The following is a 3947-nucleotide window of genomic DNA, read 5'->3' as shown; positions in this document are numbered from 1 at the left end:
TCCAATAGTGAGGGGAAAAGCAGGAAAACCAATAGAGTTTGGAGCTAAACTCTCAGTAAGCTGTGTAGATAACTATGTGTTTCTAGACAAAATAAGTTTGGAAAACTTCAATGAATCTTGTCATTTAAAAGAACAAGTAGAAAAGTATAAAGAAACGTTTGGCTATTATCCCGAATCCGTTCATGTAGATAAAATTTATCGAACTAGGGAAAACAGAAATTGGTGTAAGGAAAGAGGGATAAGAATCAGTGGTCCGAAGTTAGGAAGACCTCCGAAAAATGTCAGTGAAGAAGAAAAGAAACAAGCCCACTCCGATGAATGCTTCCGTAATGCTATTGAGGGAAAGTTTGGACAAGCTAAACGAAGATTTAGCCTAAATCTCGTGATGACAAAACTCCCTGAAACCTCCATTACATCTATTGCTATTACATTTTTAGTTGTCAATCTTTCTAAACTTCTGAGGCAGTTTTTGTCGCTTTTTTTGTCCTTATTTACTAATAATAGAACAGGGGAACTCATCAAACCGCCTTTCATTAATTTTGATTATACTTTAAACAATTTTTATGTACTAAAACTTATTGATTTGTCAGAAAATTCTTGGTCAAAAGTGGCATAAATTTTGGAGAAACTTTTTCAGCAAACCCTAATTATGGGTACGTTATTTAATCAAAGTCCAAGAGCGTATTGTAAAGTTGAAATATCAGATATTGATAACTTTCTTGAAAATGCTGTTCGACTAGCAGAAAAATATCATATCAATGTGAGCGACGTTATAGCTGCTAAATCAGCACTTGAACAAGAAAGAAGTAATAATTTATATGTTAAAAATGGTGACACTTTTGATGAACAGATGACTGGATTTGGAGAACTAATTCAAGAATTAAATAGGGTTATGGAGCCTGATTAAAATTGTAGGGTGTATTAGCGCAGCGTAATACACCGAAAACTGATCGAAAATCATTCTTCGTTAATTTGGTGCGTTACGGCATAAAAAAATTATAGCAATTATCCAAAAGACCATCTTTTGCCCAACGCACCCTACAATACTTCGTAGTAATTTTGTGCGGTGGGCAAGGATTTTATTTGTTTTATCAGTTAAAAAAGTTTTTGAACTTGCCCACCCTACGATCTTTATAGGGAAAGATGTAGAATTTAGAAACATAAAAACTCTAAATTCTACATTCTCTCTATTTCTGTTTTTCTGCTTTTTCTGGTTTTTCCTCTTCGTTTTCATCTCCTTGGGAAATCGCAAAACTCAAAGATCCCAACTCTAATTTTTCACGCACTTGTTGCTCAATAGTTTCAGCAATTTTGGGATTCTCTTCTAAATATTTGACCGCATTATCTCTCCCCTGAGAAATATTGTCCCCGTTGTAACTATACCAAGCACCTTTACGAACAACCACATCACATTGTTCTGCTAAATCTAACATACAGCCCATCTGAGAGATTCCGCTACCAAAAATGATATCAAATTCAGAAATACGGAACGGAGGCGCAACTTTATTTTTAGCAACTTTTACCTTGGCACGGATTCCATATTCTCCTTCACTGCCTTTTTTCAGGGTTTGAATACGACGAATATCTAAACGCACCGAAGCATAAAATTTCAGTGCCGTCCCCCCAGTGGTAACTTCAGGACTACCATAAGTTACCCCAATTTTTTGCCGTAACTGGTTGAGGAAAATGACCACACAGCCAGATTTACCGATATTCCCCGCAATTTTACGCAGGGCTTTACTCATTAAACGAGCTTGTAAACCTACTTGAGTATCCCCCATTTCCCCTTCAATTTCTGCACGGGGAACTAAAGCAGCTACTGAGTCAACCACAACCACATCCACCGCAGCCGATCGCACTAACTGATCCACAATTTCTAAAGCAGATTCTCCGGTATCCGGTTGCGCCACCAATAAGTTATCAATATCTACCCCTAAAGCCCCAGAATAGGTGGGATCTAAAGCGTGTTCCGCATCCACAAAGGCAGCCACACCCCCCGCTTTTTGCACCTCGGCGATCGCATGGAGGGCTAAGGTGGTTTTACCTGAACTTTCTGGCCCGTAAATTTCCACAATTCTTCCCATAGGTAGCCCACCCCCCAAAGCTAAATCTAGGGTTAAAGCCCCAGTGGAAATGGTTTCCACCTTCATCCTGGCTGCATCTCCAAGACGCATGATGGAACCTTTACCGAAATTTCGCTCTATTTGGTTGAGAACTAAGCCTAATGCCTTTTCTTTATCTGGATTGTTTGTAATTGCAGCCATTTAATTCCTCTATCTAATTCTTAAACAACAATAGTAGTACAAAATTATGCTAGTACATTATAGCTTGTTTTGCTGATAATAACTGTCATGGTGAGAATTTTTTTTGATACACCTTGCTATCTAGGTTAACATTGAAATTGTGATTAGTAAGGGTGAATATTTACGGTTATTTTTGCTTATTATTACTCAATTAGCTAAAATTAAGGACAATTTGCCCAGTTATCTGTTTAATAAATCGTGACAACAATCATTGCTGGCGATCGCAGTGGTACAGGAAAAACCACCATTACCTTAGCATTACTCGCTTTTTTGAGGAAAAAATCGGCTCATGTGCAATCTTTCAAAGTGGGGCCTGATTATATTGACTCCATGTTTCACAGTTATATCACAGGTCGTCCCTGTAGAAATTTAGACCCCATTCTTACCTCTGTTAGTTACGTTAAATCCTGTTTTGCTAAACACTGTCAAGGGGTTGATTATGGCGTTATTGAAGGGGTTATGGGCTTATTTGATGGGGTTCCCTTGGAGAAGGCAGGAGGAACCGAAGGGCAGGAGGCAGGAGGCGCAACAGGAGGTTTATATCAAGATTATGGCAGTACGGCGCATATTGCTAGGATTTTAGGTATTCCTGTGGTGTTAGTCATTGATTGTAGTCGTTTATCGGGATCGGTAGCTGCGATCGCTCATGGATACAGTTATCTTGACCCCAATATTAACGTTGTGGGAGTAATTTTAAATCGAGTGGGGAGCGATCGCCATTTAACTTTACTCGAAACCGCTTTAAAACCTCTTAATATTCCTATTTTCGGAGTCATTTATCGTCAAGAAACCTTAACTATCCCCGATCGCCATTTGGGGTTAGTACCTACCCAGGAACTCCCAGAATTAGATCGTTTGTTTGATAGATTAGCCCATTTAGCGCAAACTTGTTTTAACTGGGAACAACTTCTCCCTTACCTCACCCAGTCTCCCAGTCTCCCAGTCCCCCCGTCCCCCCGTCCCCCCATCCCCCAGTCACCTAAAATAGCGATCGCCAAAGATAAAGCCTTTAATTTTTATTACCCTGATAATCTAGAGATTTTGCAACAGTTAGGGGCTAAACTATGTTACTGGAGTCCTCTAGAAGATGAGAACTTACCCAAAGATACTGCTGGTTTATATTTTGGGGGTGGGTTTCCTGAAATGTTTGCTGAGGCTTTATCTAGTAATACAAAAGCCTTACACTCAGTTAAACAAGGGATTATCAAAGGAATGCCCACCTATGCCGAATGTGGGGGGTTAATGTATTTGTGTGAGGAAATTGTTGATTTTGAGGGCAAGTCTTGGCCCATGGTGGGTATTTTGCCCACCACCGCTAAAATGGTCAAGAAATTAACACTGGGATATAGACAGGCGATCGCTACTGGTTCTAATTTTCTGTTAAATCAAGGGGAAACCATTTGGGGTCATGAGTTTCATCGCTCTGAGTTAACTATTCTCCCCGAACAACCTTTATATAATCTATCCAGTTGGCAGAAAAATAGCCTGATTTATGGGGAAGGATGGCACTGTTATCATCTTCACGCTTCCTATCTACATCTACATTTTGGGGGTTGTCCCCAAATAGCTGAAAAATTTTTTCGTTCTACCCTTGATTTTTCTAGAGACCTTGCGCTAGACTAAGCACAGTTAAACATAAAGTAG

3 protein-coding genes and 1 pseudogene are annotated in these 3947 nt (G+C 39.5%); 3 read left to right on the top strand and 1 reads right to left on the bottom strand.

Annotated features, from left to right (window positions below):
- Nucleotides 1-616: pseudogene (locus tag CWATDRAFT_RS30270) on the top strand (IS5-like element ISUnCu10 family transposase); the annotation flags it as partial.
- A gap of 3 nt (nt 617-619) precedes the next feature.
- Nucleotides 620-907, top strand: coding sequence for a hypothetical protein (locus CWATDRAFT_RS30265; RefSeq protein ID WP_232287242.1), 288 nt, complete (start codon nt 620-622; stop codon nt 905-907).
- Nucleotides 908-1187: 280 nt separating this feature from the next.
- Here the strand turns inward: CWATDRAFT_RS30265 and recA are convergent, their stop codons facing one another.
- Entirely contained in the window at nt 1188-2264 is a 1077-nt protein-coding gene (gene recA, locus CWATDRAFT_RS30260) for a recombinase RecA (protein WP_007308530.1), read from the bottom strand.
- Nucleotides 2265-2501: 237 nt separating this feature from the next.
- On the opposite strand from recA, the gene CWATDRAFT_RS30255 reads away from it, so the two are divergent.
- On the top strand, nt 2502-3926 hold the full coding sequence (locus CWATDRAFT_RS30255) for a cobyrinate a,c-diamide synthase (RefSeq protein ID WP_007308533.1): 1425 nt from the start codon (nt 2502-2504) through the stop codon (nt 3924-3926).
- Nucleotides 3927-3947 lie beyond the last annotated feature (21 nt).

Origin of the sequence: Crocosphaera watsonii WH 8501 (assembly GCF_000167195.1) — a bacterium.
In the GTDB taxonomy this organism is placed as follows: domain Bacteria; phylum Cyanobacteriota; class Cyanobacteriia; order Cyanobacteriales; family Microcystaceae; genus Crocosphaera; species Crocosphaera watsonii.
Note: the sequence above shows the minus strand (reverse complement) of the source record. Positions and strands in the feature narration are given on the sequence as shown.

What these genes read in the sequence shown, in the direction of transcription:
- recA (WP_007308530.1), bottom strand. Translation starts at nt 2,264, where the DNA reads ATGGCTGCAATTACAAACAATCCAGATAAAGAAAAGGCATTAGGCTTA.